The 25078-nt window shown below is 65.8% G+C and carries 25 protein-coding genes and 1 pseudogene; 12 read left to right on the top strand and 14 right to left on the bottom strand.

Annotated features, from left to right (window positions below; translation table 11 throughout):
* The first annotated feature begins 24 nt into the window (after positions 1 to 24).
* The 7 genes from msrA (at position 25) to fdhD (ending at position 7892) form a co-directional block, all read left to right on the top strand.
* Positions 25 to 543, top strand: a complete 519-nt coding sequence (gene msrA, locus GFS60_RS17980; RefSeq protein WP_159923250.1) for a peptide-methionine (S)-S-oxide reductase MsrA — start codon at positions 25 to 27, stop codon at positions 541 to 543.
* A gap of 32 nt (positions 544 to 575) precedes the next feature.
* Positions 576 to 1589 carry a magnesium transporter CorA family protein gene (locus tag GFS60_RS17985; protein WP_159927314.1) on the top strand — a complete coding sequence of 338 codons (1014 nt, stop codon included), beginning with the start codon at positions 576 to 578 and terminating at the stop codon, positions 1587 to 1589.
* A gap of 135 nt (positions 1590 to 1724) precedes the next feature.
* Positions 1725 to 2864, top strand: coding sequence for a serine hydrolase domain-containing protein (locus GFS60_RS17990; protein WP_159923252.1), 1140 nt, complete (start codon positions 1725 to 1727; stop codon positions 2862 to 2864).
* A gap of 181 nt (positions 2865 to 3045) precedes the next feature.
* The gene (locus GFS60_RS17995; protein ID WP_159923254.1) at positions 3046 to 4131 is read left to right on the top strand and encodes an S-(hydroxymethyl)mycothiol dehydrogenase; all 1086 of its coding nucleotides are present in this window, start codon (positions 3046 to 3048) and stop codon (positions 4129 to 4131) included.
* Positions 4128 to 4760, top strand: coding sequence for an MBL fold metallo-hydrolase (locus tag GFS60_RS18000; RefSeq protein ID WP_159923256.1), 633 nt, complete (start codon positions 4128 to 4130; stop codon positions 4758 to 4760). The genes GFS60_RS17995 and GFS60_RS18000 overlap by 4 nt, the downstream gene beginning before the upstream one ends.
* A 4-nt stretch (positions 4761 to 4764) precedes the next feature.
* On the top strand, positions 4765 to 7071 hold the full coding sequence (locus tag GFS60_RS18005; protein WP_159923258.1) for an FdhF/YdeP family oxidoreductase: 2307 nt from the start codon (positions 4765 to 4767) through the stop codon (positions 7069 to 7071).
* Positions 7071 to 7892: a formate dehydrogenase accessory sulfurtransferase FdhD gene (gene fdhD / locus GFS60_RS18010; RefSeq protein WP_159923260.1), complete on the top strand. Its 822-nt coding sequence runs from the start codon at positions 7071 to 7073 to the stop codon at positions 7890 to 7892. Before GFS60_RS18005 ends, fdhD begins: the two co-directional genes overlap by 1 nt.
* On the opposite strand, the gene GFS60_RS18015 is transcribed toward fdhD, so the two are convergent.
* The 5 genes from GFS60_RS18015 to GFS60_RS18035 form a co-directional block, all read right to left on the bottom strand.
* Entirely contained in the window at positions 7885 to 9114 is a 1230-nt protein-coding gene (locus GFS60_RS18015; protein WP_159927316.1) for a helix-turn-helix transcriptional regulator, read from the bottom strand. The two genes, fdhD and GFS60_RS18015, sit on opposite strands and share 8 nt — an antisense overlap.
* Positions 9115 to 9191: 77 nt before the next feature.
* A complete protein-coding gene (locus GFS60_RS18020) occupies positions 9192 to 9683 on the bottom strand; it encodes a Clp protease N-terminal domain-containing protein (RefSeq protein ID WP_159923262.1) in 492 nt (163 codons plus the stop codon).
* A 62-nt stretch (positions 9684 to 9745) separates the two neighbouring features.
* Positions 9746 to 10471 (bottom strand): anti-sigma factor, encoded by a 726-nt coding sequence (locus GFS60_RS18025; protein ID WP_159923264.1) that lies wholly within the window; start codon positions 10469 to 10471, stop codon positions 9746 to 9748.
* Positions 10464 to 11042 carry a sigma-70 family RNA polymerase sigma factor gene (locus tag GFS60_RS18030; RefSeq protein ID WP_159923266.1) on the bottom strand — a complete coding sequence of 193 codons (579 nt, stop codon included), beginning with the start codon at positions 11040 to 11042 and terminating at the stop codon, positions 10464 to 10466. The genes GFS60_RS18025 and GFS60_RS18030 overlap by 8 nt, the downstream gene beginning before the upstream one ends.
* A gap of 372 nt (positions 11043 to 11414) precedes the next feature.
* Positions 11415 to 12083 carry a fasciclin domain-containing protein gene (locus tag GFS60_RS18035; RefSeq protein WP_159923268.1) on the bottom strand — a complete coding sequence of 223 codons (669 nt, stop codon included), beginning with the start codon at positions 12081 to 12083 and terminating at the stop codon, positions 11415 to 11417.
* Positions 12084 to 12293: 210 nt separating this feature from the next.
* Here GFS60_RS18035 and GFS60_RS18040 point away from each other — a divergent pair, with 210 nt between their 5' ends.
* Complete coding sequence (locus tag GFS60_RS18040) at positions 12294 to 12917, top strand: lipocalin family protein (protein ID WP_159927318.1); 624 nt, start codon at positions 12294 to 12296, stop codon at positions 12915 to 12917.
* Here GFS60_RS18040 and GFS60_RS18045 read toward each other — a convergent pair.
* Positions 12896 to 14383, bottom strand: a complete 1488-nt coding sequence (locus tag GFS60_RS18045; protein WP_159923270.1) for an SDR family oxidoreductase — start codon at positions 14381 to 14383, stop codon at positions 12896 to 12898. The two genes, GFS60_RS18040 and GFS60_RS18045, sit on opposite strands and share 22 nt — an antisense overlap.
* A 57-nt stretch (positions 14384 to 14440) precedes the next feature.
* Here GFS60_RS18045 and GFS60_RS18050 point away from each other — a divergent pair, with 57 nt between their 5' ends.
* Entirely contained in the window at positions 14441 to 15790 is a 1350-nt protein-coding gene (locus tag GFS60_RS18050; RefSeq protein ID WP_159923272.1) for a TIGR01777 family oxidoreductase, read from the top strand.
* Here GFS60_RS18050 and GFS60_RS18055 read toward each other — a convergent pair.
* Complete coding sequence (locus tag GFS60_RS18055; protein ID WP_109334021.1) at positions 15774 to 16142, bottom strand: MmcQ/YjbR family DNA-binding protein; 369 nt, start codon at positions 16140 to 16142, stop codon at positions 15774 to 15776. The two genes, GFS60_RS18050 and GFS60_RS18055, sit on opposite strands and share 17 nt — an antisense overlap.
* Before the next feature lie 141 nt (positions 16143 to 16283).
* Here GFS60_RS18055 and GFS60_RS18060 point away from each other — a divergent pair, with 141 nt between their 5' ends.
* Positions 16284 to 16718, top strand: coding sequence for a carboxymuconolactone decarboxylase family protein (locus GFS60_RS18060; protein WP_159923274.1), 435 nt, complete (start codon positions 16284 to 16286; stop codon positions 16716 to 16718).
* A 57-nt stretch (positions 16719 to 16775) separates the two neighbouring features.
* On the opposite strand, the gene aztD is transcribed toward GFS60_RS18060, so the two are convergent.
* The 4 genes from aztD to aztB all read right to left on the bottom strand — a co-directional run bounded on the left by aztD (position 16776) and on the right by aztB (position 21130).
* The gene (aztD, locus tag GFS60_RS18065) at positions 16776 to 17984 is read right to left on the bottom strand and encodes a zinc metallochaperone AztD (protein WP_159923276.1); all 1209 of its coding nucleotides are present in this window, start codon (positions 17982 to 17984) and stop codon (positions 16776 to 16778) included.
* Positions 17985 to 18047: 63 nt separating this feature from the next.
* Entirely contained in the window at positions 18048 to 18974 is a 927-nt protein-coding gene (gene aztC, locus GFS60_RS18070; protein WP_159923278.1) for a zinc ABC transporter substrate-binding protein AztC, read from the bottom strand.
* Entirely contained in the window at positions 18971 to 20233 is a 1263-nt protein-coding gene (locus GFS60_RS18075; protein WP_159923280.1) for an ABC transporter, read from the bottom strand. Before GFS60_RS18075 ends, aztC begins: the two co-directional genes overlap by 4 nt.
* 42 nt (positions 20234 to 20275) lie before the next feature.
* The gene (aztB, locus tag GFS60_RS18080; RefSeq protein WP_159923282.1) at positions 20276 to 21130 is read right to left on the bottom strand and encodes a zinc ABC transporter permease AztB; all 855 of its coding nucleotides are present in this window, start codon (positions 21128 to 21130) and stop codon (positions 20276 to 20278) included.
* A 19-nt stretch (positions 21131 to 21149) separates the two neighbouring features.
* On the opposite strand from aztB, the gene aztA reads away from it, so the two are divergent.
* A complete protein-coding gene (aztA, locus tag GFS60_RS18085) occupies positions 21150 to 21815 on the top strand; it encodes a zinc ABC transporter ATP-binding protein AztA (protein ID WP_159923284.1) in 666 nt (221 codons plus the stop codon).
* Between the two features lie 32 nt (positions 21816 to 21847).
* Here aztA and GFS60_RS18090 read toward each other — a convergent pair whose 3' ends face one another.
* The 3 genes and pseudogenes from GFS60_RS18090 to GFS60_RS18100 all read right to left on the bottom strand — a co-directional run bounded on the left by GFS60_RS18090 (position 21848) and on the right by GFS60_RS18100 (position 24131).
* Positions 21848 to 22249 carry a VOC family protein gene (locus tag GFS60_RS18090; protein ID WP_159923286.1) on the bottom strand — a complete coding sequence of 134 codons (402 nt, stop codon included), beginning with the start codon at positions 22247 to 22249 and terminating at the stop codon, positions 21848 to 21850.
* 38 nt (positions 22250 to 22287) lie between these two features.
* Positions 22288 to 22765 (bottom strand): annotated as a pseudogene (locus tag GFS60_RS18095) (VOC family protein).
* Between the two features lie 88 nt (positions 22766 to 22853).
* Complete coding sequence (locus GFS60_RS18100) at positions 22854 to 24131, bottom strand: MFS transporter (RefSeq protein ID WP_159923288.1); 1278 nt, start codon at positions 24129 to 24131, stop codon at positions 22854 to 22856.
* Between the two features lie 128 nt (positions 24132 to 24259).
* Here GFS60_RS18100 and GFS60_RS18105 point away from each other — a divergent pair, with 128 nt between their 5' ends.
* Positions 24260 to 25000, top strand: coding sequence for an IclR family transcriptional regulator (locus GFS60_RS18105; RefSeq protein ID WP_159923290.1), 741 nt, complete (start codon positions 24260 to 24262; stop codon positions 24998 to 25000).
* The last annotated feature ends 78 nt before the right edge of the window (positions 25001 to 25078 follow it).

Genomic DNA, 25078 nt, shown 5'->3' on the forward strand with positions numbered 1-25078 from the left:
GCGCCCCGATGAAGGGAACGGACAATGTCGAACGTCACCGAGACCGCCGTCCTGGCCGGAGGCTGCTTCTGGGGTGTGCAGGAACTCGTGCGTAAGCAGCCGGGCGTGATCTCCACACGCGTGGGATACACCGGTGGGGACGTACCGAACGCGACGTACCGAAACCACGGCTCGCACGCGGAAGCGATCGAGATCGTGTTCGATCCGTCGAAGACGTCGTACCGCGACCTTCTCGAGTTCTTCTTCCAGATCCACGACCCGTCGACGAAGAACCGGCAGGGTAACGACATCGGAGCCAGCTACCGCTCGGCCATCTTCTATACGAGCGACGAGCAGCGACGCGTCGCCGAGGACACGATCGCCGACGTGGATGCCTCCGGACTCTGGCCCGGCAAGGTGGTCACCGAGGTGACCGCGGCAAGCGACTTCTGGGAGGCGGAGCCCGAACATCAGGACTACCTGCAGCGGTTGCCGGATGGATACACCTGCCACTTCGTGCGGCCGGGGTGGAAGCTTCCGCGTCGCGACGCCGAGGTCGGCTGAGCGCGGGCACACTGCAAGGTGTGACCACCGGTATGCAGGAACCTGTCAGGACGCGTCTGTGGCGGCAGGGCCGGCTCGCCGCCACGGATTTTCCTCTCGCTGAGGTCTCGGATTACCTCGAGGAGGACGGTGCCCTCGTCTGGCTGGACCTCTGCGACCCCGACCACGCGCAACTGTGCGAGCTCGCCGAGGAGCTCACGCTCGATCAGCACGCAGTCGAAGACGTTCTCGCGCATGCCGAGCGGACGAAGGCGACGAGGTACGCGCACCACACCTTCCTCACTGTGTACGCCACCCGGCTGACGGTGGACGCGCCGCCGGACAGTCTGGGGTCGCGTCTGCGTACCAGCAGGGTGTCGGTGTTCGTCCTTCCCCGTGGGATCGTCACGGTGCGGCGTGCGGACGCCGGCTCGGCGGGATTCGACATGGAGGAGGTGCTGCGGCGCTGGGACGACAATTCCGACCTGCTGCAGCACGGAACGGCCGCCCTGCTCCACGGTCTGCTCGACGTCATCGTCGATGGACAGTTCGACGCCATCCAGTCGCTCGACGACACCATCGAGGACCTCGAAGAGGGACTGTTCGACGACCGCGCACAGACTCGCGTCATCCAGCGGCACACGTACCGCGCGCGGAAGGAACTGGTGGAACTACGGCGCGTGGTGCTGCCGATGCGCGAAGTGGTCACCGCGGTGATGCGGCACCGTGAGGAGCACGGCAACAGCGTTGCCTTGGACGGCTGGTATGCCGACCTCTACGATCACGTCATCCGTGCCACCGAATGGACGGAATCTTTGCGGGACATGGTGACTACCGTGTTCGAAACCAATCTGTCCCTGCAGGACGCTCGACTGAACACGGTGATGAAGAAGCTCACCGGGTGGGCGGCGATCATCGCGGTACCGACTGCGGTCACCGGCTGGTATGGGCAGAACGTTCCCTACCCTGGGTTCGGTCACAACGGCGGAGTCGTGTCGAGCGCGGTCGTGATCGTGGGCGCCGCCGCCCTGCTCTATGTGGTGTTCAAACGCCGCGGCTGGTTGTGACGCGGCGCACACGGTGCTCGCGAGCTGGTCAACGGCAATCGAGTGATTGACATCACAGCGGACCGGGACCACACTGACATTCGACTTGAATCCGAAGTCAAGATCAGAATGTAGCCGTCCGTGAAAGGAATCCGCGTGACCAAAATCGGTGGTGTGTGCGACAGCCGCTTCTCGGCGTTGCAGGAAGCGTTGAAAGACAACCTCGACTCCGGTGAGGACCTCGGCGCATCCATCGTCGTCACCCTCGACGGTGCCCCGGTGGTCGATATCTGGGGCGGATGGTCCGACGCCACGCACACCACAGATTGGGGTCGAGACACGATCACCAACGTGTGGTCGTGCACCAAGACTGTGACCGCGCTGGCCGCGCTCGTGCTCGTCGATCGAGGGCTGCTCGACGTGTACGCGCCTGTCGCCCGGTACTGGCCGGAATTTGCCGCGAACGGCAAGGGCGACGTCGAGGTCCGGCACCTGCTCTCGCACACCTCCGGCGTCTCCGGCTGGGACAAGCCGTTCACGGTCGAGGATATGTTCGACCTCGCGGAGTCGACCAAACAGCTTGCAGCCCAGGCTCCGTGGTGGAAGCCGGGCACCATGTCCGGGTATCACGCCCTCAACTACGGTCATCTGATCGGTGAGGTGATCCGCCGGGTCGACGGACGCACCCTCGGGCGGTTCGTCGCCGAGGAGATCGCCGGACCGCTCGGTGCCGACTTCCACATCGGGTTGAATCCCTCGGAGTTCGGACGCGTGTCGAATGTCGTTCCACCGCCGCCGCTGCCGATTGATTTGGCTTCACTCGACCCCGAGAGTGTCATCGTCAAGACGTTCACCGGGCCGGGCCCCGACGCCTCCGCGGCATGGACCCCGGAGTGGCGACAGGCCGAGAACGGTGCGGCGGGCGGGCACGGTAACGCGCGATCCCTTGCCCGCATCCAATCGGTGGTGGCGTGCGGTGGCGAGATCGACGGTGTCCGTCTGCTCTCGCCCGACACCATCGCGCTTATCTTCGAAGAGCAGTCGAACGGCGTGGATCTTGCTCTGGGACAGCCCATCCGGTTCGGAATCGGCTACGGACTGCCGACGCCGGTGTCAATTCCCTTCGTGCCCGAGGGGCGGATCTGCTTCTGGGGTGGCTGGGGTGGATCCCAGGTCGTCATCGACACCGAGCGGCGAATGACGGTGACCTACGTGATGAACAAGATGGGTCCGGGGCTCCTCGGCTCAGACCGGAGTGCCCAATACGTGTCTGCCGCTTTCGCGGCGGTGGGCTGAGCGCGGATACCAACACGAGCGGCCGACAGGCTGCGACCTGGCCGGGCTGGCAATCCGACCAGGTCGGCCTGTCCCTTTGATCAGTCCCCCCTCGGTGCTGCGGTCCGTAGTGTTCCGGGAAGAGGTGCATATATAGCGATGCATCGATCCGCCACACTGATCGACCGAAGGAACGAGTCCCATGCCGCAGCAGGTACGAGGTGTCATCGCCCGCTCGAAGGGTGCCCCCGTTGAGATCGCGACCATCACCATTCCCGACCCCGGACCCGGAGAAGTAGTCGTCGACATCGCGGCGTGCGGGGTCTGCCACACCGACCTCACCTACCGTGAGGGCGGGATCAACGACGAGTTCCCGTTCCTGTTGGGTCACGAGGCCGCAGGCATCGTGGAAAGCGTCGGCGAGGGCGTCGATTCTGTCGAGGTCGGCGACTTCGTGGTCCTGAACTGGCGTGCTGTGTGCGGTCAGTGTCGCGCGTGTAAGCGTGGCCGTCCGCAGTACTGCTTCGACACGTTCAACGCGACGCAGAAGATGACTCTCGAGGACGGCACCGAACTCACGCCTGCGCTGGGTATCGGGGCGTTCGCCGACAAGACTCTGGTGCACGCCGGTCAGTGCACCAAGGTGGACCCGTCGGCTGACCCTGCTGTCGTCGGCCTGCTCGGCTGCGGTGTGATGGCCGGTCTGGGTGCCGCGGTGAACACCGGCAACGTCAGCCGCGGCGATTCGGTGGCCGTCATCGGCTGCGGCGGCGTCGGTGATGCGGCCATCATGGGGGCCCGGCTTGCCGGTGCGTCGAAGATCATCGCGATCGATCGGGACGACAAGAAGCTCGAGTGGGCGAAGGAGCTCGGTGCCACCCACACGATCAACGGTTCGAACGTGGATGCGGTGGAGGCCGTGCAGGAGCTCACCGGCGGTTTCGGTGCCGACGTGGTGATCGACGCGGTCGGCCGACCCGAGACCTGGAAGCAGGCCTTCTACGCCCGCGACCTCGCAGGCACCGTCGTCCTGGTCGGTGTGCCGACCCCGGATATGAAGCTCGAGATGCCGCTGATCGACTTCTTCTCGCGCGGTGGTTCGTTGAAGTCGTCGTGGTACGGCGACTGCCTGCCCGAGCGTGACTTCCCGATGCTTGTCGATCTGTACCAGCAGGGCCGGCTTCCCCTCGAGAAGTTCGTCAGCGAGCGCATCAAGATCGACGAGGTCGAACAGGCCTTCCACACCATGCATGCCGGTGAGGTGCTCCGTTCGGTGGTGGTCCTGTGAGTGGGAAGCTGCGGATCGAGCGGGTCGTCACCGAGGGCACTTTCGCTCTCGACGGCGGAGAGTGGAACGTCGACAACAACATCTGGCTGATCGGTGACGACACCGACGTGGTGATCGTCGACGCTGCCCATCAGGCGCAGCCCATCATCGACGCGGTCGACGGCCGGCACGTGAATGCCGTGATCTGCACGCACGGTCACAACGACCACGTCACCGTCGCACCGGAGCTCGCGGAGCGCTTGCACGCTCCGGTGCTGTTGCACCCGGGTGACGACATCCTCTGGAAGATGACGCACCCCGACGCGAAGTACTGGCGGCTCGAGGACGAACAACGTATTGCCATCGCCGGCACCGACATTCAGGTGATCCATACTCCGGGGCACTCGCCGGGTTCGTCGTGCCTATACCTGCCCGAGGTGGGTGCTCTGTTCTCCGGCGACACCCTGTTCTCCGGTGGCCCCGGGGCGACGGGACGGTCGTACTCGGATTTCCCGACGATTATCGGATCGATCCGCGATCGGCTGTTCGCCCTCCCCGAGGAGACGACGGTGCACACCGGGCACGGAGACGGAACGACGATCGGCACCGAGTCCCCGCACCTCGCCGAGTGGATTGCACGAGGGAACTGAGTTCATGACCGACACCACCGACAGGTACACCTTCGACGAGGATGATGTCGTCGTCACGCACGAGAAGTCCTATGCGGCGGGTGTTCCTGCGGTGTTGGTGTCGTTGCGCCGCGGGTTGGAGCAGATGGGTCCGGTGCGCACGGCCCGCACGTTGTTCAAGCTGAATCAGCGGGACGGTTTCGACTGCCCGGGGTGTGCGTGGCCGGAAACACCGGGGCACCGCAAACACGCCGAGTTCTGTGAGAACGGGGCGAAGGCGGTGGCGGAGGAGGCGACCACCCGGAAGATAGGGCCGCCCTTCTTCGCCGAGCATTCGGTGGCGGAGCTGCTCGGCAAGACCGAGTTCTGGTTGGGGCAGCAGGGCCGGCTGACGCATCCGATGGTGCTGCTGCCCGGGGGAACGCATTACGAGCCGATCGGCTGGGACGCCGCGTTCGCGATGATCGCCGGGGAACTCCGCGCGCTGGGATCGCCGGACGAGGCGGTGTTCTACACGTCCGGGCGCACCAGTAATGAGGCGGCGTTCGTGTACCAGTTGATGATTCGTGCGTTCGGCACGAACAACCTGCCGGACTGTTCGAACATGTGCCACGAATCCTCCGGGTCGGCTCTGGTGGAGACGATCGGGATCGGGAAGGGGTCGGTGACCGTTCCGGATATCGAGAACGCCGACCTGATCCTGATCGCCGGCCAGAACCCGGGCACCAACCACCCCCGCATGCTCTCCACCCTGGAAAAAGCCAAAGGCAATGGGGCGAAAGTGATCGCGATCAACCCGTTGCCGGAGGCGGGACTGCTGCGGTTCAAGGACCCCCAGAAGGTGCACGGGGTGGTCGGGAACGGGGTGCAGATCGCGGACGAGTTTCTGCAGATCCGGATCGGCGGCGACCAGGCCCTGTTCCAAGGGTTGGGCCGGCTCTTGCTCGAGGAAGAGGACCGCAACCCGGGGACGGTGATCGACCGCGACTTCATCGACCGCCACACCGCAGGATTCGACGACTACGCCGCCGCCATCCGGCGGGTCGATCTGGACACCGTGGTCCAAGCTACTGGCCTGACCCTCGAACAGATCCAGCAGACGGCCGACGCGCTGATCGCCTCGAAGAAGACGATCATCTGCTGGGCGATGGGGTTGACCCAGCACACCCACGGGGTCGCGACCATTCAGGACGCGGTGAATCTGCTGCTGTTGCAGGGGATGATCGGCAAACCCGGGGCCGGGGTGTGCCCGGTCCGCGGGCACTCCAACGTCCAGGGCGATCGGACGATGGGGATTTGGGAGAAGATGCCCGAACCCTTCCTGACCGCGTTGGACACCGAGTTCGGGATCCGGTCACCGCGCCGACATGGGTGGGATGCGGTCGACTCGATTCGGGCGATGCGGGACGGGAAGGCGTCGGTGTTCGTCGGGATGGGCGGCAACTTCGTCTCCGCCACCCCGGACACCGACACCACCGAGGCCGCCCTGCGTAACTGTGCGTTGACGGTGCAGGTGTCGACGAAACTGAACCGTTCCCACCTGGTGACCGGGCGAACCGGGCTGATTCTGCCCTCGTTGGGCCGTACCGACAAGGATGTGCAGTCCGGGCGCAAGCAGCAGGTGTCGGTGGAGGACTCGATGTCGGTGGTGCATCTGTCCCGCGGCAGTCTGCCCCCGGCCAGTGAGCATCTACGTAGTGAGGTCGCGATCGTGTGCGGGATCGCCCAGGCCTTGTTCGGTCCCGATCACCCGGTGCCCTGGCAGGAGTTCGCCGCCGACTACGACCGGATCCGCGACTGTATTGCCCGGGTGGTTCCCGGGTTCGCGGACTTCAACCGGAAGGTGCGTGCGCCCGACGGGTTCGCCCTGCCGCATCCACCGCGGGATGAGCGCCGATTCGACACCAGCACGGGGAAGGCGAACTTCACCGTCAACGTACTGTCCTGGTTGCCGGTGCCGGCGGGGAAGCTGATCCTGCAGACGATGCGGTCGCACGATCAGTACAACACCACCATCTACGGTCTCGACGACCGTTACCGCGGCGTCAAGGGCGGCCGGCGGGTGTTGTTCATCAACACCGACGACCTTGCCGTACTGGGCTTCACCGACGGGGATCGGGTGGACCTGGTGTCGGAGTGGACCACCCCGGACGGCACCGTGGAGGAGCGGCGGGCCGACGATTTTCGGCTGGTGCCGTATCCGACGCCGGTGGGGAATGCGGCCGCCTACTATCCGGAGACGAATCCGCTGATTCCGCTCGATCACGTGGCGGCGGTGTCGAATACTCCGGTGTCGAAGGCCGTGCTGATCCGGCTCGAGAGGCGGCCCTGATGGGGCGGGTGACGCTCCGGACCCCGGTCACCCGGATCACCGACACCCGGCAGTCGACCCGCCCGGACACGGTGGTGGTCGAGGAGCCGCTCGAGATTCGGGTGAACGGGACCCCGCTGGCGGTGACGATGCGGACCCCGGGTTCGGATGTGGAACTGGCGCAGGGGTTCCTGCTGACCGAGGGGATCATCGCCGACCGGGCGGATATTGCGTCGATCCGGTACTGCAACAGTGTCGACGAGCACGGGGTGAATACCTACAACGTTCTCGACGTCGACCTCGCCCCGGGGATCTTTCTGCCCGACACCGGGATCGAACGGAACTTCTACACCACCTCCTCCTGCGGGGTGTGTGGGAAGGCGTCCCTCGACGCGATCCGGCAACGCACGAAGCATTCCCCGGCCACCGACCCGGTGCGGGTGCCGTCCGCGACGATCGCGGAGCTGCCGGACCGGCTGCGGGCGGCGCAGAAGGTGTTCGACAGCACCGGTGGGTTGCACGCGGCCGGGTTGTTCACCGCCACCGGGGACCTGCTGACGGTCAAGGAGGACGTCGGCCGGCACAACGCGGTCGACAAGCTGATCGGCTGGGCCACCGAACAGGGCCGCATCCCGCTGCGGGGAAGCATCCTGCTGGTGTCGGGGCGGGCGTCGTTCGAACTCGCCCAGAAAGCGGTGATGGCCGGGATCCCCGTCCTCGCCGCTGTGTCCGCCCCCTCCTCGCTGGCGATCGACCTCGCCCACGACACCGGACTGACCCTCATCGGATTCCTCCGCGGCACCACCATGAACATTTACACCCACCCCGACCGCATCACCTGAGGCTGTCGGCGCGGATCCCTGCCTCGAGCGCGATCGCCCCTGCTTCTCCGCGCGACCCCACCCCGAGCTTCTTCAACACCCCGGCAACGTGGAACTTGACGGTGCTCTCGCTGATGCCGAGGCTGTCGGCGATCGCCTTGTTCCGCTTGCCCGTGGCGAGATGGCCCAGCACCTCGAGTTCGCGGGGGTTGAGGTCGCCGAGCTGTTGTTCGTCGGGCCTCACCGCCGGAGGATCGAGCGGAATGGCGACGGCGACGCGGGAGCCCCACCCCTCGACGGACTCGACGGCGATCCGCCCACCGAGGGTGTGGACGCGGCCCGACAGTTGCCGAACGAGTGCGTCGGTGTCCAGGCCGCCGGCGCCGTCGTCGCGGACTTCGACCAGAAGATTGGATCCGTCGCAGTCCCAGGCGATGCGAATCCGTTCGAGCGTCGCCTGTGCGGCGAAGGCGAGAACAGCGCTGCGCACCACTGCGCGTGCGGCATGCGCGACTTCACCGGGAAGGGCCCGTCCGTCCGCGGGCGGATCGACGTAATCGACGACGAGTGGCCGGTGCTGCAGAAGGGGCCGGAGTTCACCCTGTAGTCGGGCGAATGCGGTGGTGACGGCTTCCTCCGTGAGGAGACGGTCGGACTCACCGGCCGAGCGCAGCGCCACGAGGGCCGTGGACGCGGTCTCGCTCGCCGTGATGCGCGACCGATGATCGTCGAGATCCTTGGACCGGAGGGTGGCGAGGATCGACTCGAGGGTGGCGGCATGCAGATCCGTTAATTCGACGATGGTCCTGGCCCTCTCGCTCGACGCTGCCCGCGACTCCGCCAGATAGGCCGGACTGGCCTGCGCTACCTGCAGTCGAATGGACACGGCTACGACACCGAATGCGGCCCCGACGAGGTCGACGTCGCGGATGCGCTGACGGGTTTTCGGTACGACGAGCAGCAAGGTGCCGGTGGCGTCCAGCAGTGCCCAGACCTTCCGCTTCGAGCCGGCGATCACGGCGTGATCGTCGAAGACCTCGTCCACGGCCAGCTGCGTGCGCAGTGCATCGAGTTCGGTGATGGTGACCCGCTCGACGATCGACGGATCTCCGCTGACCTTCCGGGGACGTCCGGTGCATTCACGGGTGAAGATCACGAGTGCGGTGTGTGGCCAGATGTCGGCGAGAAATTTCGAGAACCGGACGGCGATGTCGGGGAGCGAGCCGTCGATGACGTCGCGCATCGAGCCGAGGAGATCCGCAGGTGACACCGAGGTCGAGCTGGAGAGAACCACCTTACGAGGGTATCGCGCGGTGCTGGTCAGGCCCGAGCCTCGGCCCGGGCGGCATCGATGACGTCGGACCGCTCGAGACCCAGAATTTCCAGGGCGCGGGCCGCCGTGCCGTGTTCGACTCCCGCTACCGCGCGGACGATGTCCGCCCCGGTGAACGGTCGACGCCCCGCCTTCGCCACCGCTGTCGCCTCGCGGAAGGCCTCGCGCGCCGGTGCCGACAGATGCAGGGGGCCGGAACGGGGCCGGCGCAGTGCCGTGTCGACGGAGGTAGTGTCACCGATGCCTGCTGCAGCGAGTGCGTCACGGTGCACCCGGGTAATGGCCTCGCGCAGAGCGTCCCGGCTGGATCCCAGACGCTCGAACACTCGACGAGCAGTGCCGTCCGGCAACGAAAACGACGCCAATAAGAGATGTTCCGCACCGGGCTCCCGGTCACCGAGCCGGTCGGCTTCGGCTTCGGTCTCGGCGAACAGCCGTTTCATCGACCGCATGTCGCGCCATCCGCGGGTCAGCATCATCGTGTGCCTCTCCTCTTTGCGTTGCCTGTTTCTCTGCGTCCGGGGCCCAGTGGGATCTGCGGTCAGGCGAGGTTGATCGTCGCGAAGATTGTGGTCGGTCGAGGCGAACCGCCGGGCGGCTCCACACTGAACCCGAGGGCCGTCGACTCGTCGATGCCCGTGACGACGGCCGTCGTGGACGGAGACACGGCGCCAGCGTCCATGATCCCCGCCGACACCGGTTCGTGGGAGGGACCGAGGAGCCACATCTGGTACACCGAGCCCGGAGCAGGCGGAGTGACATCATTCATCACCAGGACGCCCGCGTCGACGTCCTTGGAGAAGACGACCGTGGCCGAACCACCACCGGCAATGGGCGCTACCGCCGTGCGGACGTCGTCGGCCGCCAGAATCTGGGCGGGAACGGGCTCGGTGGAATCATCGCGGAACTGCTGCACCACGGTCACACCGCCGACCGCGAGAACGACCACCGCGGCCGCCGCTGTCAGCGCGGCGATCAGCCGGTTGCGGCGTCGACTGCGCGCGCCGTCGAGCGACACCGGGGTGGTCGCGGCGGGCAGCGACCCGAGGATGCGGCCGATCAGGTGGGCGGGCGGTTCCACTGCGGTAGAGGCGGACTGTGCAGCCATCGTTTCCCGGACACCTCGTACCGCGTCGGCGAACTCGACGCGAACCTGGGGCGTAGCGTCCCGCACCGCGGCGTCGATCTGGCGCCGTTGCACGTCGTCGACCGCGTCGAGGGCGTATACCGGGGCGAGATCGAGCAGAGGGTTGGTGGACTCATCCATCGACCTGCACCCCCAAACACTGCCCGAGCCTTCTCAATCCGTCTCGGATTCGCGATTTCACGGTGGGTAGGGCCACGGACAACCGCTCTGCCACCTCGCGGTAGGTGAGTCCGCCGTAATAGGCCAGGACAACGGTCTCCTGCTGGATTTCGGTGAGAGTGCCCAGGCAGTCGATGACGTCATTCTTGTCGCCACGGCGGGCAACCTCTTCGGACACGGCGTCGAACGGGCCGTAGTAGCTCGCCGCGCCGTAGGTCGATTCCCGGTCGGTGCCCGACTGCTCGGAGCGCACCCGATCGACCGCACGGCGGTGCGCCAAGGTGATCAGCCACGACAGCGGTGAGCCCTGGCGGGGGTCGAAGCTTGCTGCGGACTTCCAGACCTGCAGGTACACCTCTTGGGTGGTTTCCTCGCTGTAGCCGGGGTCGCGGAGAACGCGCAACACCATGCCGTACACGCGCGCGCTCGTGCGTTCGTAGAAGAGGGTGAACGCTTCGGTTTCGCCCGCGGCAATCTGCGCGAGCAAAGCCGTCAGCGTCACGTTCTCCGTGGCCCTGTCGACGCCGGTCATCGGCCTTGTCCGTTCATCGAACTTCAGCCTAATCGCAGCCTGCGGCCGGTGCGACCAGGTCGGGGACATCGACCTCTCCAGCAATCGGGTTGCCGCGTCGAACGCCCGGACGTCGGTGGCCGAATCGTTCATCGGATTGCCGCCGACGGTGGGCACGCGGATGAGCGCTTGCGCACGTGCCTCGTCGTTGTGGCGAAACCGAATTCCATATCAGTGATTCGAAGCTGAAGTGGCCGTGGATTGCCGGATCGACTCGGGCTCAGAGGAATACATCGTTCGGGCCTGTCCTCTGCCCCTTCCTTCAACGCGCAAAACCCGGCGGCACCGAGATTCGGTACCACCGGGATCTGTGTGTGATGGGTGAGCCGGGAATTACTGCGGCATCAGGACGGAGTCGATCAGGTACACCGTCGCGTTGGCGGTCTGCACGCCACCGCAGATCACGCCGGCGTCATTGACCTTCAGGTCGTCACCCGAACCGGTGACGGTGACGGAACCGCCCTCGACGGTGGCGTGCTCGCCATCGATGTCGTTCGGTGCGATCTGCCCGGGCACCACGTGGTAGGTGAGCACCTTGGTGAGCAGAGCAGAATCGGTCTTCAGCGTTTCGATGGTGGCGGGATCAACTTTGGCGAATGCGGCATCCACAGGCGCGAAGACGGTGAACTGTCCACTGTTGAGGGTGTCCACCAGGTTGACCTGCGGATTGAGTTGTCCCGAGACCGCCGCGGTGAGCGTGGTGAGCATGGGATTGTTCGAAGCGGCGGTGGCCACCGGATCCTGCGCCATTCCGTTGACCGACCCTGCGCCCTCGGGCACGGTCTTGGCGTACTCGGCGCAACCGGGGCCCACCAGGTTGGCGGCCGGGTCGGCCATCGCGGAAGAAGTAGTGGCTCCGGAGCCGGAGTTCGACTCGGAAGTCATGGTGTCTGCGGCGCCGGCAGTGCTCGACGAGTCACTGTCGTCCGAGGAGCATGCTGCACCCAGCAACACCAAGGACGTGCTCGCTGCGACTGCCAGTACCCGTGTGGTGATGTTCATGGAAATTGCCTCTCTCCGATGTGGGTGCGGTTGCGCACCATCGACAGCCATTCGGAGCGGTTCGCGAAGCGGATGGGTCCGCTTTTTATTTCGGTATCCAACCCATCCGGTGGCGAGGCGGCGTCGAATTCCTTCCGCAAGGGTGCCGCGCAGCCCTCTCTTCGGGGTGTGCGTGTCACCGTGAACTCGATCACCGGAAGAGGGCTCGACATGGGCGTTTCGACAATGCGTGGATGTGCCGTCGGACTTGCGACCGCCGCCGCCGCTGTGTTGCTTGCAGCGGGTCCGGCGCAGGCAGAACCGATGGGGCAGGCGGAGTTCCCTGGGGCGCTGGCCCCTGTCGCCGGCCTCGACGTGGAGCGGTATGCCGGTACCTGGTACCAACTGGCCGCGGTACCGCAACCGTTCAACCTCGATTGCGCGCGCGACACGAGAGCCACCTACGGAGTGCGCGATTCCGCGAATGTGAGTGTGTCCAACTCCTGCACGACGTGGGCGGGAGGAACGAGCGGCATCGAAGGGAACGCGCGCGTCAACGATCCCGTCACCAACGCACAGTTGCACGTGAGTTTCCCCTCGGTACCGTTTCAGAGCGGACCCGAGGGTCCCACCAACTATGTGGTGACCTACATCGCCGACGACTATTCGTGGGCACTGGTCGGCGATCCGGCGCGCACGTCGGGTTTCGTCCTGTCGCGGACTCCTGCGGTCGACGATTCCGGCTGGACGCAGATCCGCCAGGTGGTGGAATCGCGGGGTTACAATTCCTGCCTGCTGCTGACGTCGCCGACCACCGGAGGTCGAGACAACATTCAACCCCTCTGCACCGTGTGACCCAGGCGGGCGGCGGCGCCGGTGATGTTCTCCATCATTCCCCGGAAGATGATTCCGTGGAACGGAAGGATGGAGTACCAATACAGCCGGCCCGCCAGTCCTTTCGGGAAAAAGATGGCGCGCTGCTCCAACCGCGACGAGTCCTGATCGACGGGGCGGACACGCCATTCGAGCCAAGCTCCGCCGGGAGCCCGCATCTCCGCGCGCAGCCGCAGCAGCGAACCGCGCTCGATATGCTCGACACGCCAGAAATCCAGTGGATCACCGGTATTGAGCTGCTTCGGATTTCTACGACCGCGAGTGAGCCCGACACCACCGGCGATCCGATCGAGCCAGCCACGCACGGACCAGGCCAGCGGAAACGAGTACCATCCGTTTTCCCCGCCGATACTTTCGACGACGATCCACAGGGTGTGCGCATCGGCAGCGCACTCCTTGCTGCGCTCGTCGGTGTAGACAACCTCACCGGCCCAGTCGGGGTCGGAGGGGAGCGGATCGGACGGGGCACCCACGGGGGACGCACTTGCCCAGGTGGTCTCGACCTCACCGTTGTCGATGCGCCGCAACGCCAATCGAACGGCGTCACGGTACGACGTCAGCCCTGCTGCCGGTGGTGGAACCACGTCGTCGATGTCGTGCTCGCCGACGACGGCATCGTTGTGCAGTGATTCGATCAGTGCCCGGCCCAGCGAACGCGGTATGGGGGTGACCAGTCCTATCCACAAACCGGCGAGTTTCGGTGTGAGCACGGGCAGGACGAGAATTCTGCGTTGCCGCAGTCCGGCGATCTCCGCATAGATTTGCATCATCTCGCCGTACCGGATCACGTCGGGGCCGCCGATGTCGTAGGCGCGGCTGCGCGGTAACGGGGCCTCCGCTGCCGCGACGAGGTAGTGCAGGACGTCGCGGACGGCGATGGGCTGGATCTTGTTGTTCACCCACCGCGGCGTCGTCATCACGGGGAGTCTGTTGGTGAGGTGACGGATCATTTCGAAAGAGGCCGAACCGGATCCGATGACGACCCCGGCCTGCAGAACCATTGTGGGCACGCCGGACTCGGTGAGGATCTTCCCGACTTCCGTCCGAGAACGGAGGTGCGGAGACAGGTCCGCGGATTCGGGGTGGAGCCCGCCCAGATAGACGATGCGTCCTACCCCGGCGGTGTGGGCGGCTCGAGCGACGTTCTCCGCGCTGACACGTTCGGCCTCCTCGAACTCGTCCGGGCCGCCCATGGAATGGACGAGGTAGTAGACGACGTCCACGTCCGCGAAAGCGGCAGAAAGGGATTCGGGATCGCTCAGGTCGCCGCGAGCAATGTCGACGTCCGACGCCCAAGGGACATCGGTCAGCTTCTCGGGGGAACGTGCCAACACCCGCACGTGATACCCGGCTTCCAGCAGTCGGGGTGCGAGGCGTCCACCGATGTATCCCGTAGCACCCGTGACCAGTACGCGTAACTGTGCCATTCCCATACGCTACCCGTCATGGGTGCCGCCTCGCTCGATCAACGCTAGGGTCGAGTGATGGGCATCGTGCATTCGAGCGTGATCCGATCCGCGCGGGACGAGCTGTTCGCGTGGCATACGAGACCCGGGGCCTTCACTCGGCTGTCGCCGCCGTGGCAGCCGCTGTCGCTCGACGAGGAAGCGGATTCCCTGAAGGCGGGGCGGGCGGTGCTGCGCTTGCCGGGCGGCCTGCGGTGGACAGCCCGACACGACCCAGCGGGGTACGACCCGCCGCGGCAGTTCGTCGACTATTCGGCGGCGCTCCCGATGCGGCTGCTGGTGCCGTGGCGGCACACGCACACATTCGAGGTCGTATCCGAAGACGAGACCCGGATGACCGACCGCGTCGACACCGCCGTCCCGGGCCGCTTCCTGACCTCGACGTTCCTCTACCGGCATCGCCAGGTCGCCGACGACATGGCCCGCCACCAGTGGGCATCGACCCTGGCGCCGGGTTCCCGCACGATCGCGGTGACCGGTAGTTCGGGCTTGGTGGGTTCGGCTCTCACCGCGTTTCTCGCCACGGGAGGGCACCGGGTCGTCCGCTTGGTGCGCCGCACGCCGCAGACCCCGGACGAGCGGCGTTGGAACCCGGCCGCTCCAGCCACCGATCTCCTTGCGGGTGTCGACGCGGTGATCCACCTCGCCGGCGCGTCCATTGCGGGCCGCTTCACCGACAGCCACCGCCGTGCCGTTCGGGACAGCCGCATCGAACCCACTCGGCGACTGGCTGAGCTGATCGCTTCCACTCCCGACGGACCCAATGTCTTCGTCACTGCGTCGGCGATCGGCTACTACGGTCCGGACCGCGGCGACGAGCTCCTGCACGAAGACGACGAGCGTGGTGACGGCTTCCTCGCCGACACGGTGGCAGAGTGGGAAGGTGCGACCGCTTCCGCCTCCGATGCGGGCGCGCGGGTGGTGGCCGTGCGGACCGGTATCGTCCAATCGCCGAAAGGTGGTGTCCTGCGGCTACAGAGGCCACTCTTCGAGGTGGGACTCGGTGGCCGGCTCGGTGCAGGTACGCAATGGTTGTCGTGGATCGACCTCGACGACCTGGTGGACATCTACCATCGGGCCGTCGTCGACCCGCGCTTGACTGGTCCGGTGAATGCCGTCGCGCCGAATCCCGTGCGCAACGAGGAGTACACGGCGGTACTTGCGTCGGTGCTGCACCGGCCGGCGTTCCTAGCGGTGCCCGACTTCGGACCCAAACTACTCCTGGGTGAGCAAGGGGCCCGAGAACTGGCCCTCGCGAATCAGCGAGTTGTCCCGGGACGGCTTCTCTCGCGCGAGCACCGGTTCCGGCGCCCCGATCTCGAAAGTGCCCTGCGGCATCAGCTCGGGCGATTCACGACAGGGGAGTAGCACCCCGTTCCTTGTCGTACGCGGCGACGACGCGTTTGGGGGCGGTGAGGCGCCACGCCTCCTCGACCAGCTCCGCCAGTTCGGTCGACGTCACCGCCTCCAGAACCACGTCGATCCACCCCCAGCGCCCGAAGAACGGCGCCACGAGAAACACCTCGGGATCTTCCTGGACAAGGGCGGTCTGGGTTTCGAGGGTGGCTTTCAGACACACCGTGGGCGCGCCGTACCCGACCAGACCGAACATCTTGTTGCGCACCCGGAAGGTCGGCTGGTCACCCCAGTTGGCGACCACCACCTCGTGTGCCTCTGGCAGAGCCAGCATCATCGTGCGCACCTCGTGCTCGGTCGGCATCACAGCTCCCACACTTCCTCGTGTTGTCGGGTTCCGTTATATCCGGCCGCACCGACATGGCTCGGGTGTTGGGAGCACGGCAGCTGGGAGTTCGTAGAGTGACGGTGGTGACGATCGAGGCACCGGAACAGGAGTGAACCGATGACCGAAGCAGAACCGGCCGGTGGTGGTCGAAGTCCCGCAGTCGAGGCGGGGTTGGCAGTGCGCCGCGAGGTGATGGGCGCCGATTTCGTCGAGCGGGCACTCACCCGCACTGCCGGTACCGACAGTGAAGCTCTGCAGGAATTCGTCAGCGAACACGTCTGGGGTGCTGTATGGAACCGGCCCGGGTTGGATCGGCGCAGCCGTAGCCTGCTCAACCTCGGGATGCTGATTGCACTGCGGGCGCACGGTGAGCTGAAAGGGCATGTGCGCGGAGCTCTTCGAAACGGTCTGACCCGCACGGAGATCGTGGAGGCGGTCATTCACGCCAGCGCCTACTGCGGTGCCCCTGCCGGATTGTCGGCGATGGCTGTGGTGCAGGAAGCCCTCGACGAGGAACTCGGTCCGCTCGCGGGCACAACCGACGCGTCGTGACGGTATCGGATTCGGACCCACCCCCTGCGGGTCCGAATCCGATACGCCTTCACTGCGTCAGCCGGTGACGCCGGTGATCTCGTTCGGCGTCTGCGGAAGATCGGCCGAACCGGACACGGTCCAGGACTCGAGGTCGACCGCGTGGATCCTGTTCTTCGCCGGATCGGTCACGTAGGCCGTGCCATCCTGCACGAACAGGGCGGGCCGGGGCGACTGCCACTGCTCCGGCTCGGTCCAGGGGTCGATCAGCGGCACCGTACGGGTCACCGTCTTGGACGCGGGATCGATCACGTGCAGTGCACCGTCGGTACCCAGGACGAGCGCTTCACCGTGGACACCACGGCCGAGGGAACGGAACGTGTAGCTGGTGCCGAGATCGACGAGCGTCAGCTGTCCGGTGGTGGTGTCGGTCAGGCTGACCCGCTGAGGACGCTCGAGCTCGGCGTCCGGGTCGGTCTTGTAGTCGCCCAGGATGATCGGGGAATTCTCGTCCCCGGCCTGGTTGCCGATGCGTCCGTACGGATCGGGACTGGTCACCTTGGTGATGACGCCGTCACGGTAGATCAGCAGGCCGTTCTGGCAACCGACAACCACGGTTTCGTCCGCCGCCACGGCTTCGCCGTGTACACCGGGGCACTCCTCGTTGCGCGCGATCTCCTTGCGGTCGCGGTCGAGTACGACGATGCCGGTCCGCTCGTCTTCGTTGCCCACCGTGGTGAGCATGCTGCCGTCCGACAGTTCCACCGCCACACCATGGTGCGCTTCCGGTGTCGTGTAGTCGGTGGTCTCGGGCAGACCATCGGCGAGCTTTGCCGGGTCGAAGACGCGCACCAGGCCGGTGCCGTCGTCGAACAGCACCGTTTTGCCGTCGTGCCGGACCACGTGCCCAGGCGTCGTCGCGTCGAACGAGATGTCCGTGACCGCCGGATCACTGACGAAATGGCTGTCGCCGTCTGTCCAGGTTCCGGTGTCGAGCGCGGTGAAACTGCTGCCCGTGCTGATCAGTACGTGCCGGCCGTCACCCGCCGGGTTGAGGCGGTTGAACCCGTCCATCTCGGCGGTTCCGACGACATCGAGTGTCTTCGCGTCGAGCACGAGAACACCTCCGTCGTAGCTCAACGCGAGTCGGGGCGTCGCCGAATCGGTGCGCGTTGCGTTGTCGGTGGCAGCGTCTGCCGAGTCGGAAGAGCAGGAAGTCAAGAGCGCAGCCGAGAGTCCTAGAGCAACAACGGCCGCGGGCAGGGGAGATTTACGCAAAAGGGTCACCCATGAGAAGTACTCCTTATCGCAAATGATTGTCAAAGCCATGAATGTGCATGTGGCGATGTGTCACGACGCCAGGCTCCGGCTGATCGTGAGGGAATTGGAGTCCATCATCTGTATGTAGGTCCCGGCGTCCGACCCCGCGTCCCCGAGTGACTCGGTGAACAGGGAAACGACGGCGACGGGCAACCTCGCCTCCGAAGCCAGCACTTCGGCGAGCCGATTCGGTTGTGACGAATCCACAAAGATTGCCGGCGCCTTCGCGGAAGTGATGGTGGCGGCGAGTTGCGACAGGTCGGAAGCGCTGGGTGACGCCAGCGTGGTCCCACTCGGAATGACCGCGCCGACCACCTCGAAATCGAATCGCTCTGCGAGATAGCCGAATACATGATGGTTGGTGACCAGTGTGCGGCGCTCTTCCGGAATGCCTGCGAACCGAGACGTCATCCGCTCGGTCAGCTCCTCGAGTTGACCCGAGTAGTCATCGGATCGATCTCGAATCACCTGTGCGTCCACACCGGTCACGTGCTCGATGACCGCGTCGCGAACAAGGGCGACAGCTTCGCGCATGCGGTCCGGATCGGTCCAGATATGTGGGTCCAGTAAGCCCGAGGACTGCCCGGTGCCGTATGCGATGGGCCGCACACGCTCACCGACCTCGAGAATCGGGATCGACTCGGCCCGGGCAGCTTCGACGGTGCTTCCCAGTCCCTCTTCGAGTCCGAGTCCGTTGGATACGACGAGATCGGCGCTCTCCACCCGTGCGGCTTCCGGCGCCGAGATCTCGAACGAGTGCGGGTCGGCATTCCTCGGCATCAGCACCATGACGTCGGCCTGATCCCCGACGACGTTCTCCACCACGTCACCCAGAATGTTCGTCGTCACCACCACCAACGGGCCATCGGAGGCGGAGGAGGTACACGCGGTGACGGCCGAGGCGGTGAGCGCGAGCAGAAGACCGAGCGGCACCAGGCGCCGCAAGCTCGCGGTCATGAACCCACGACGCTGACCGAGGAGGCGGAAATTCCGACATCGAGCCTGCGTGCTATTCGTGCGTTGTCTCGATAGTCGATCTCTATCACGGCTTTCGCTTCCGGGTCGGTGACGTAGGCGCGATTGCCGCCGACGGTGATCGCTGCGGACTCGTGCAGCTTGTCGCCGGTCAAGGCCGGGGCGGATGCCGTCTCCGCCCCGGACGCTGCGTCGAACACCCGGAAGGTGCCGTCGGCGAGGACGGTGAAGAGCGAGCGCCCGTCGCCGGACAGGTGCACGTCGAGCGCCGCGGCCGGCGTCCGAACGTGGTTCCAGTGGCGGGTCAGTGGATCGAGCAGCAGCACACCGTCATTGGCGGTAGGTGATCCCGCTGTCGCGGCCAGGAGGGGCGTTCCGTCGGTCCCCCGAAACGCGGTGGGGCGGTTGCTCGGTCCGATGCCTTCCGGGTACGGAATCTTCTCCGCCGTCCACTGTCCGTCGGTGACGCGTGCGAGGAAGACTCCGTCGTCACACGCCGCGAGCGCGTAGGAGTCGAAGACGGCGTGTCCGTTCGCCGCCGGGCACGCGACATCGAATGCCGTCTCCACCCGGCCGTCCGCGTTGCGGAGCTCGAACGAAGCCGGTGCGAAAGCCCCTGCGCCGGTGCCCGATCGGGATACGAGGTAGCGATCGGCGACGGGTATCACCATTCCGGTGTGCGCAGATGCGGACGGCACGACCTCGCCGACCTCGGCGCTGTCCTTGCGCAGCTGCGCGAAGTCGATCACGTCGGCGCGGCCGTCGGCATCGAAAAATGTGGCGACCTTGTCGTCACCGATCACGACGGCTCCCGGCTGTTCGCCGGTCAGCTTGCCGATCTCCATGGGCGCCTTGGTGTAGGAGTGGTTGTGGTCGCCGTGGTCGATGGTCCATGATCCGGCGTCGACCACATGCACGGTGCCGCCCGATGCATCGACTGCGAACGCGTAGCGGTCCTTGACTGTGGTGAGGACCGTCGGATGGTCGAATTGGAAGGAATGGACCTTATCGGCGGTCGTGAGATCGAGGACGTCGACACGGCCGGACAGCCCGTCTGCGACGACCAGTCGTGGCTCGGGTCCCTCTACCTCGGTGGCTCCTGCTTCGGCCGCGAGGTCGCTGCCCGGCCTGCTCTGGCCGGTGGGCGCGGTCTCGCCCGTCGCGTCCGAGCCGCACCCGGTCGATATCAGCGCGGCGATCGACGTGGCGATCGCTGCGCGCACCAGTGTCGTGTTCTGCACTATGCACTCCATCTATTACTAATGATAATCATTGCCGATAGGCTAGCCAATCGGCACAGGCGCGGACGAACTCGGTGCACGAAGGCGCATCACTGCAGTTCGAATGAGTACGGCGACGAAGAATTGCAGCACGGCCAGTCCGGCAATGGTGGAGCCCGCGGCGGTGTCGGCGTTCCATGACACGATCAGTCCGAGGGCTGTGGCCGACCACCCGAGCAACACGGCCAGGCTCATGGTTGCGACAAGCGAGCGGCCGAAGAGTGCCGCGGTGGCGGACGGCGCAACCAGGAGTCCGAAGACGAGCAATGTTCCGACGATGCGGAACGACGCTACGACGGCGAGGACCACCAGGGCGAGCAGCGCCAGGTGCGCCAACCGCGGGCGCAGTCCCAGTGTGTGTGCTTTGCGTTCGTCGAAGACCAGAGCAACGAACGGCCGATAGGCGACCACGGAGATCAGGGCTGCGACGACAACGGCTGCGGTGAGCCAGATCAGATCGTTCCACGTTGCCGACAGCACATCCCCGAACAGGAATGCCGTGAGATCGACCGCGAACGATCCTGCCCGCGAGACGATGACCACACCGAGTGCGAGCATTCCGACGAACAGCAGACCGATGCCCGTGTCCTCGGACAGCCGGGAATTCTTCGACACCCACGAAACGCCGAGAATCATCACCACCGCGCTCGCGGCTGCGCCGAGGACGAGGTTGGCGCTCGCGAGGTACGCGACCGCCACGCCGGGCAACATCCCGTGGGAGATGGCCTCACTCATGAACGCCATTCCGCGTACCACCACCCAGGTGCCCACCAACCCGCACAGAACGGAGACCAGCATTCCGGCGAACAACGCCCGGCGAACGAAAGACACCATGAACGGATCGAGTAGCCACTGCATGGTGCTAACCTAAGCGATAATGATTGTCGTAAGCGAACTCACCGTGCGATACGGGACCGCCATGGCGCTGAGCCGTGTCAGCGCATCGTTCACCGAGCGGACGGTGACCGCGCTCATGGGGCACAACGGGTCCGGCAAGTCGACGCTGCTCCACGCACTGGCCGGCATCCTGCGCCCCACGTCCGGAAGCATCGACGGACTCCGCGGGCGGCGCGTCGCCTACGTGCCACAACGCACGGCGGTCGGGGACAACCTGCCCCTCACGGTGCGCGAGCTCGTCGGCATGGGCGCGTGGCAGCGCCGCGGACTGTTTCGCCGCCTCACCCCCGACGACCGCCAAGCTGTGGAGGCCGCGTTGACGAGGCTCGGCATCACGGATATCGCTGCGCGGCAAGTAGGTACGCTGTCGGGCGGTCAACGGCAACGCGCGTTGCTCGCTCAGGCGCTCGTGCAACGCGGTGACCTACTGCTCCTCGACGAGCCGACCACCGGACTCGATGCGCAGGCCCGCGCCGTGATCAACGACGTGATCGACGAAGAAGCCGCACGAGGTGCCATCGTCGTCGTGGCCACCCACGAACTGCTCGATGCCGAGCGCGCCGGTCGCACGCTGACGTTGACGGCCGGGTCTCTTCAGGTGCCGACGGACGCCACTGTGTCCGGGAAGTTCTCTGTGTCTGCTTAGTTTTCTGTGTCGGCCTAGCTCTTTGTGTCCGCCTAGCTCTCTCGTGGCAGTTCGACGAGTACGAGCCGGTTGCCGTCGGGATCTCGGAAATAGAACATGGGCGGTACGTAGTCGCCGAGGCGCATGACCTCCGCGTCCACATCGACACCGTGCGCCGCGAGAGTCGCATGATCGGCGTCGGCGTCCGCAGTGGACAGCCGAATGCCGGTCTCGACGCCGGCCGGTGCGCCCTCACGTTCCGGAACCAGGGCAATGGACGTGACTGATCCCGGGGGTGCCACCTCGACCCAGCGCTGTCCCTCGCCGAACTCGGCATCCATGCGGCGTTCGAAACCGAGTGTGCTGACGTAGAATTCGAGGGCCCTGTCCTGATCGGTGACAGGCACGGCCACCGTATGCACCCCGGTGATGTGTGTCTTGCGCTGTGCGGTCACGGTGTCATCCCCTTCTCGTCACCCCTTCTCACCCGAGCTCACGGCTGTGCGAACGCCTTTTCGAGTGCGGCGATGTCCAACTTGCGCATCTGGAGCATCGCCTGAACTGCGCGCTGGGCCGCGGCGGTGTCGGGGTCGCTCATCAGCTCGTACAGGCGTTCGGGGACCACCTGCCAGGAGACTCCGAAGCGGTCCTTCACCCACCCGCACTGGCTTTCCTCGCCACCGTCTGACGTGAAAGCCGCCCAGTATCGGTCTACCTTCGTCCTGATCCTTACACCGCACTTCGAACGAGATGGCTTCGCTGAACGTGAATTGCGGGCCGCCGTTGAGTGCGGTGAACGGCTGCCCGTTGATGTCGAAGGACACCGTCATCACCTTGCCCTCGGGGCCGGGTGTTCCGGGCGCGTAGTAGGTCACGTCGGTGATTCGTGAGTCCGGGAAGAGGGAGGTGTAGAACTTTGCTGCCTCTTCACCGCGGTCGTCGAACCAGAGGCAAGGGGTGATGGGTTTCATGGCGTGGTCCTCTCGGGTGTTCTCGATCAATCCTCACCGATATGGACCACGCACATGCCCGAAACTCATCGCCCGGCGGCCACGAATCTCAGCGGACCGTCCGAGTCGTAGCCACAGCAATCGCACCGAGCAGCCCCACCAGGGCAAACGCATAGAAGCCCCACGGGACGGCGTAACCGGCTCCGAGCATCACCCCACCGAGGATGGGCCCGCAGATCGCGCCGACGCGGCCCACGCCTGCAGACCAGCCCAGCGCGGTCGCACGGATCTGCGGCGGATGGTTTGCCGACGTGAATGCGTAGACCAGCACCTGCGCACTGAACACGAAGCACCCGGCGAGAAACACCAGCACGTAAATCCCGAAGGACACCTTGACACTGAGCAACGCCAGGAACACCGCGGCGCCGGCGAACCAGATGATCGCCGCAGGACGCGGGCCGATCCTGTTCGCCACGCCGCCCGCGATCAGAAGTCCGACCACCGCGCCGGCATTGAGGATGAGCAGGAAGGTGAGCGAGGCCCCGAGGTTGTATCCGGCTTCGCGCATGATGGTCGGCAACCAGGTGTTGAGTCCGTAGACAAGCAGAAGTCCCATGAAGGACGTGACCCAGATAGCGATGCTGTTGCGCAGGAAGGGAGGTGAGAACAGGGCGCGCACCGGATTGGTGGCGGACGCGACGGGTGCGTCAGCGGCCGGCGCGGGTTCGAGTTCCAGTCCGTAGTGCTTCGCGATGGCCTCGGCCTCGGACCGCTTGCCCTGCGCGAGGAGGTACGACGGCGATTCGGGGAGGTAACGCAACATCAGGGGAATCAGCACGATCGCGGGCAGCGCACCTGCAACGAACATCGACCGCCAGCCGAACGGCTCGATCAGCACGATGGCCAGCGCGGCCGTCGCGACCGCACCCACGTGATACCCGGTCATCAGCAGGGTCGATGCCGAACCGCCGCCTTGCTTCTTCGAGAATTCGTTGACAAGAGCCAGCGCCGTCGGGAGTGCGCCACCGAGGCCCACGCCGGCGAGGAACCGGAACAGTCCGAAGAAGAACGGGTTGGGCGCTACCGCGCACAGCAGCGTCAAGAGCGAGAAGGCCGCGACCGCGTACAGCAGCGCGCGCCTGCGGCCGATCACGTCGGTGAGTGTGCCGATGACGAGCGCCCCGATCGTCATGCCTACCAGGCCGAACGTCGAGATGAACGTGATCGTGCCTGTAGACAGACTCCAGTCGGCGTCGTTCCGCAGCGAGGGGATCACGGCGCCGAGCACCACGAGATCGAACCCGTCGAGTAACACCGCCACCCAGCAGAGGGGTGCGACCCAGAGGGCAGTGGAGGAGCGCATCGCGCTCCTTTCGGAAGTGGTCATCAGATCCTCGGCTTCAGCAGTGTTCGTTAGTTGAACACAAGTTCATATTGCGCACCGATTGTGGGGTGAGTCATATATCCGTGTCAAACGGCGTCGGTGCGCCGCACCACACGCGGAATACTGGCGGCATGGCCGGAGCCGACGAACGCAGCATGTTGGGCCGGGCATTTCTCGTTCTCGGTGCGTTCACGTCGGAACGGCCGCGTCTGTCCCAGTCGGAGTTGAGCAGGCGTACCGGTCTACCCCTGCCCACCGTGCATCGGCTGTGCCGGCAGTTGGTGGAACACGGCGCGCTCGAGCGGGCCGACGACGGAACCTACGAAATCGGGGTCCAGCTGTGGGAATTGGGGGCTCTCGCGCCGCGCGCCCACGGACTGCGGCAGGTGGCGCTGCCGTATCTCGAGGACCTCTACGAGGCCACCCGCGAAAACGTCCAGCTGGTGGTCCGGGAGGGACTCGAAGCGCTGTACATCGAGCGACTGTCCGCGCGGGGTGCCGTGACCGTGGTCGGGCGTGCCGGGGGACGGCTGCCGCTGCACGCGTCGAGTGGTGGTCTGGTTCTGCTGGCGTTCGGCGGCGGCGAGCTGCTCGACGCCGTGCTCGCAGCCGGCCTCGAGCGCTTCACCCCGGCGACCATCACCACCGAACACCGGCTTCGGAGCACCCTCGACGACATTCGCCGAACCGGATGGGTCACCTGCCGTGAACATCTCAATGTCGGGACACTGGCCGTGGCAGCGCCGGTGTCGCGGTCGACGGGCGAGGTCGTGGCCGCCGTGTCGGTCGTGGTGCCTGCGGAGAAGGATCCGGCACCGCTGATTCCCGCCGTGCGGGCGGCGGCACGGGGCATTTCCCGCGGCGTCGCCTAGTCGTCTTTCACTCAGTGAAAGTGGGGGTGTCGGGAGTGCGGTTCGGGCGCAACAGTGACTGGTGTCACGAACTACGCG

Source organism: Rhodococcus sp. WAY2 (assembly GCF_009859915.1).
Lineage (GTDB): Bacteria > Actinomycetota > Actinomycetes > Mycobacteriales > Mycobacteriaceae > Rhodococcus_F > Rhodococcus_F oxybenzonivorans.